Origin of the sequence: Streptomyces niphimycinicus (assembly GCF_018883605.1) — a bacterium.
Taxonomy (GTDB): Bacteria; Actinomycetota; Actinomycetes; order Streptomycetales; family Streptomycetaceae; genus Streptomyces; species Streptomyces niphimycinicus.
Window position 1 is genome coordinate 1 of sequence record NZ_JAHLEM010000943.1, and the last position, 5,552, is coordinate 5,552.

Annotated in this window: 4 protein-coding genes and 1 pseudogene; 2 read left to right on the forward strand and 3 right to left on the reverse strand. The window is 69.7% G+C overall.

Going from position 1 to position 5,552, the window contains the following annotated elements; all coding sequences use genetic code 11:
- A partial coding sequence (locus tag KN815_RS45875) for a purple acid phosphatase family protein (RefSeq protein ID WP_253209662.1) occupies nt 1–1,443 on the forward strand: 1,443 nt, incomplete at its 5' end.
- Here KN815_RS45875 and KN815_RS51755 read toward each other — a convergent pair.
- From KN815_RS51755 to KN815_RS45885, 3 genes are all read right to left on the reverse strand, one after another.
- Entirely contained in the window at nt 1,437–1,559 is a 123-nt protein-coding gene (locus KN815_RS51755; RefSeq protein WP_086706647.1) for a hypothetical protein, read from the reverse strand. The two genes, KN815_RS45875 and KN815_RS51755, sit on opposite strands and share 7 nt — an antisense overlap.
- A 543-nt stretch (nt 1,560–2,102) precedes the next feature.
- Complete coding sequence (pruA, locus tag KN815_RS45880; protein WP_216347720.1) at nt 2,103–3,734, reverse strand: L-glutamate gamma-semialdehyde dehydrogenase; 1,632 nt, start codon at nt 3,732–3,734, stop codon at nt 2,103–2,105.
- Nucleotides 3,735–3,959: 225 nt separating this feature from the next.
- The gene (locus KN815_RS45885; RefSeq protein ID WP_216347721.1) at nt 3,960–4,886 is read right to left on the reverse strand and encodes a proline dehydrogenase family protein; all 927 of its coding nucleotides are present in this window, start codon (nt 4,884–4,886) and stop codon (nt 3,960–3,962) included.
- Nucleotides 4,887–5,051: 165 nt separating this feature from the next.
- Here KN815_RS45885 and KN815_RS45890 point away from each other — a divergent pair.
- A pseudogene (locus KN815_RS45890) lies at nt 5,052–5,552 on the forward strand (PucR family transcriptional regulator); the annotation flags it as partial.

A 5,552-nucleotide genomic window follows, 5' to 3' on the forward strand; every position in this document is an offset into this window, starting at 1 on the left:
GCGGGGCTGCTGGGCGGGGCGGCGTGCGCCGCCGACACCGAACCGGCGCCCGCGGCGGGCCCGAAGCCGGTGACCGCCACGGTGGACGGCGCGCTGGTCGCCCCGTTCGGCCGCCATCTGGCCTTCGGCGCCGATCCACGGACGCAGATGCGGATCTCCTGGCAGGTGCCGTTCGCCGTGCGCACGCCCTATGTGCGGATCGGCACGAGCCCGCTGGAGCTCACGCGCAAGGTCGAGGCCGAGGTCCGCGCTCTGCACACGCCGTCGCTGAGCGACAAGCTGCCCGCGGTCGACCAGTTCTACCTGCACGCCGCGGTGGATGATCTGCGCCCCGGGACCACCTACTACTACGGCGTCGGCCACGCGGACCGCGACCCGGCCGAGCCGCGGCACTTCTCGTCCGTGGGCACCTTCCGCACCGCGCCCGATGAGCCCGGGAAGTTCGTCTTCACGGCCTTCGGCGATCAGGGGGTGAGCTATGACGCGCTCGCCAACGACCAACTGATCCTTGGCCAGAACCCGTCGTTCCATCTGCACGCCGGGGACCTGTGCTACGCGGACACCACCGGCCATGGGAAGAAGACCGACCTGTACGACGCCCGGGTCTGGGACTCCTTCCTCGCCCAGACCGACTCGGTCGCGGCGAGCGTGCCGTGGATGGTGACGACCGGCAACCACGACATGGAGGCGTGGTACTCCCCCGACGGTTACGGCGGCCAGCTCGCCCGCTGGTCCCTGCCGGACAACGGCCCGGATCCGCGCAAGGCGCCCGGCGTCTATTCGTTCGTCTACGGGAACGTGGGCGTGGTCGCGCTGGACGCCAATGACGTCTCGTACGAGATCAGCCCCAACAAGGGGTACACCGACGGTGCGCAGACCCGCTGGCTGGACCGGCGCCTGGGGCAGTTGCGCAAGCGGCCCGGCATCGACTTCCTGGTGGTCTTCTTCCACCACTGCGCCTACTCCACCACCAGCGCCCACGCCTCGGACGGCGGGGTGCGCGACACCTGGGTGCCGCTGCTGGAGAAGCACCAGGTGGACCTGGTGATCAACGGCCATAACCACGTCTATGAGCGGACCGACGCGATCCGGGGCGGCAAGGTCGCCCGCCGGGTCCCCATCGAGGGAAGCGCCGACGCGGTGCGCGACGGGATCGTCTATGTGACGGCGGGCGGGGCGGGCGCGAAGCTCTACGAGTTCCCGGTGCCCGACAGCTACGAGGGGCACATCAAGGACCTCGACGAGGTGAAGACCTACCACTGGACGCGGGACGGGGAGAAGAACCGGGACAGCGCCGACTGGTCCCGGGTCCGCTACACCGGCTTCTCGTTCCTCGCCGTGGAGGTGGAGCCGGGCCCCGGCCCCCGGCTCACGGTCACGGCCCTGGCGGAGTCGGGCGCGCGAGTGGACCGCTTCGAGGTGACCCGGCCCCGGCGTCAGTGACCGGTGGAACCGCCGTTGTCCCGGCGGTCGAGGGCGCGCTGGAGTGCGGCGGCGGCCTTCTTGCGGTCGGTGTCGTCGGTCTTGCGGCGGATCCTGCGGACGGTCGTCTCGGCCATGATCACATCTCCTCTGCTGAATCCCGGTGGACCGGGAGGAAGGAAAGCTCCCCGAGAAGGTGGCTGCCGGAAGAGGCGGGGGCCTGGGTGCGGCAGGGATCACCTGCGCCTGTGCACCGGGCCGCGGCCGCCATCGCTGGATGCAGCGAGACGTTCGGCTTCCACAAAAGTAAGGCAGCGGAGCGTCAGTGTCTGCACAATTAGTCGGACGTCCTACTATCTGAGACGCGAACAGGGTGACATCGGCCACTGACCCAGGGTGATCGCATCTCGGCACCGGGCCGATAGTCGAGGCCGACCCCCGTCCGACCTCGACCACGGCGGCCGATCGCAGGTCGTCGTGGGCGATCCCGCGCCTGGTTACCCACGTAAACTGCGGTAAATAGTGCCTACTTGACTGCTTGACGCTAGCACCGCCGCGCGTCGGGCGTCCACAGATTTCCCCCTACGCGCCCCCGGAGCGCACGCCGCCCCCGGAGCGCGCTGAAGCGGTCCGGGGGCGGGGTCGCGGGGCGGACGGAGTCGGCCCGTCCGCAGGGGCGGTCAGCCCATGTGCGGGTAGCGGTAGTCGGTCGGCGGGACCAGGGTCTCCTTGATGGAGCGGGTGGAGGTCCAGCGCATCAGGTTCTGCTTGGCGCCCGCCTTGTCGTTGGTGCCGGACGCCCGGCCACCGCCGAAGGGCTGCTGGCCGACGACGGCACCGGTCGGCTTGTCGTTGATGTAGAAGTTGCCGGCCGCGAAGCGCAGCGCCTCACAGGTGGCGGCGGCCGCCGCGCGGTCCTGGGCGATGACGGCGCCGGTCAGCCCGTACGGGGCGGCCGACTCCATCTGCTGGAGCATCGCGTCGTACTGATCGTCCTCGTAGACGTACACCCCGAGGATGGGGCCGAAGTACTCGTCCTTGAAGATCTCGTTCTCGGGGTCGGTGGAGGCCAGCACGGTCGGGCGGACGAACCAGCCCTCGCTGTCGTCGTAGGTGCCGCCCGCGACGACCTCGACCGTCGGGTCGGACTTCGCCCGGTCGATGGCGGCCTTGTTCTTGGCGAAGGCGCGCTCGTCGATGACCGCGGACATGAAGTTGCCGAGATCGGCCACATCGCCCATGGTCAGCCCGTTGACCTCGGTGGCGAACTCCTCCTTGAGGCCGTTCTCCCACAGCGAGCGCGGCACATAGGCGCGGGAGGCCGCGGAGCACTTCTGGCCCTGGAACTCGAAGGCGCCACGGGTCATCGCCGTCTTGAGCACCGCCGGGTCGGCGGAGGGGTGGGCGACGATGAAGTCCTTGCCGCCGGTCTCACCGACCAGCCGCGGATAGGTCTTGTAGTTCTCGATGTTGTTGCCCACCGTCTTCCACAGGTACTGGAAGGTCCGGGTGGAACCGGTGAAGTGGATTCCCGCGAGGTCCGGGTGGGCCAGGGCCACCTCGGAGACGTCCTTGCCGTCGCCCGTGACCAGGTTGATCACGCCCTTGGGCAGTCCGGCCTCCTCCAGCACCTCCATCAGCAGCACGGCGGCGTGCGTCTGGGTCGGGGACGGCTTCCAGACCACCACATTGCCCATCAGGGCGGGGGCGGTGGGGAGGTTGCCCGCGATGGCGGTGAAGTTGAAGGGGGTGATCGCGTAGACGAACCCCTCCAGCGGCCGGTGGTCGCTGCGGTTCCAGACCCCCGGCGAGTTGGCCACCGGCTGCTCGGCCAGGATCTGCCGCGCGAAGTGGACGTTGAACCGCCAGAAGTCGATCAGCTCACAGGGAGTGTCGATCTCGGCCTGCTGCGCGGTCTTCGACTGGCCCAGCATGGTGGAGGCCGCGAGGGTCTCCCGCCAGGGGCCGGAGAGCAGATCGGCGGCCTTGAGGATGACCGCGGCACGGTCGTCGAAGCTGAGCGCGCGCCACGCCGGGGCCGCGGCCAGGGCGGCGTCGATCGCGTCCTGCGCGTCCGCCTGAGTGGCGTTGGCGTAGGTGCCAAGGCGGGCGGAGTGCTTATGCGGCTGGACGACGTCGAAGCGCTCCCCCGCTCCCATCCGCTTCTCGCCGCCGATGGTCATCGGCAGCTCGATGGGGTTCTCGCCGAGCTCCTTGAGCTTGGTCTCGAGGCGGGCGCGCTCCGGGGTGCCGGGTGCGTAGGTGTGCACCGGCTCGTTCACCGGCACGGGGACCTGGGTGACGGCGTCCATTATTTCCTCCTTCGCCTGAGTGGCGACTTTGCTACGCTGTGTGAGTGCCGCGAGGCACCGGGCAGGGCTTGTCCGTCATGAGGTTGTGCAGTTCACCAAGTGAGAAGCTCCCGGTTTCGGTCGGGGGAGGAGTCACGATGGCCGTTGTCTCCTAGAAGAAGGCCATCAGGCCAGCGGGCCGAGCGTTGACCAGTTGAACGACGGCGTCGTTCAACTGGTCAACACTTACCTGCGGCCGACCAGCGAGCGCAGGAAGAATGTGAGGTTGGCGGGGCGCTCCGCGAGGCGGCGCATGAAGTACCCATACCAGTCTGTGCCATACGGGACGTAAACCCGCATACGGTGACCCTCCGCCACCAGCCGCTCCTGCTCGGCCACGCGGATCCCGTACAGCATCTGGAATTCGTACTCGTCCAGCTTGCGCCCGAGCCGGTGTGCCAGATCCTGGGCGATGGCCACCATCCGCGGATCGTGCGAGCCGATCATGGGGTAGCCCTCACCGGCCATCAGGATCTTCAGGCAGCGCACATAGGCGCGGTCCACCTCGCGCTTGTCCTGGTGGGCGACGCTCGCCGGCTCGTTGTACGCGCCCTTCACCAGCCGCACCCGGGAGCCCTCCCCGGCCAGCGCCCGGCAGTCGTCCTCGGTCCGGAAGAGATAGGACTGGACGACGGCGCCGGTCTGCGGGAAGCGGGTGCGCAGCTCGCCGAGGATGGCGAGGGTGGAGTCCACCGTGGTGTGGTCCTCCATGTCGAGCGTGACCGTCGTGCCCGCCGCGGCGGCGGCCTCCACGACCGGGGTCACATTGGCCAGCGCCAGATCGTGGCCTCCGGGCAGCGCCTGTCCGAAGGCGGAGAGCTTCACGGACATCTCCGCGCGCCCGGCGAGCCCCTCGGCGGCCAGCGCCTCGGTCAGCGCCAGATAGGCGTCACGGCTGCGCAGCGCCTCGACCCGGTCGGTCACATCCTCGCCCAGATGGTCCAGGGTGACGTCCAGGCCGCGGGCGGTCAGCGACCGCACCGAGCCCAGAGACTCGGTAAGCCGCTCCCCGGCGATGAAACGGTCCACCATCGGGCGGGTGACCGGCGCGGCCGAGACGAGACGGCGGATGGCGGCACTGCGCGAAGCGGCGAGCAGCACGGGTCCCAGCACGGGGCACCTCCACGATGACGGCCGACGAACGGCACCAACAACTCACCGTGAAACTTAAGGATGGCCCGGATCCCGGACCATCGACACCTGTCACGCATCCGTGGCCGGGATCTCAGACATCTGTATGAGAATGTTGAGAGGTGAAACAGGGAAGAGGCGGGACCCATGCGCGACGACTACCAGCAGTTGGTGGACGAGATCACGGCGGTGCTCCGGGCACCCGCGACCCTGGAGAACCGCGACTTCGCCCTGATCGCCTTCGGCGCCCAGGACAGCGAGGACCGCGATGACACGGAGGAGCCCGCGCTGGACCCGGTCCGCACCCGCTCGATCCTCCAGCGCCGCTCGACGGCGGCGGTGCGGGCCTGGTTCGAGGCGTTCGGAATCGCCCGGGCGCAGGCGCCGCTGCGGATTCCGCCCGACCCGGCGGCCGGGGTGTTCATGGGCCGTATCTGCCTGCCCGTCCGGCACCGCGGGGTGGTGCACGGCTATGTCTGGCTGCTGGACGACGGCCATCTCTCCGATCTGGAGCTGGGCGGCCCCACCCGCGCGCCGGACCCCCGGCTGGCCCGCGCGATGGAGACCGCGGACCGGATCGGGGCGCTGCTGGCGGCCGAGGCGCGGGCCGGGGAGCAGCTCGGCGAGCTGCTGCGCGATGTGCTGACC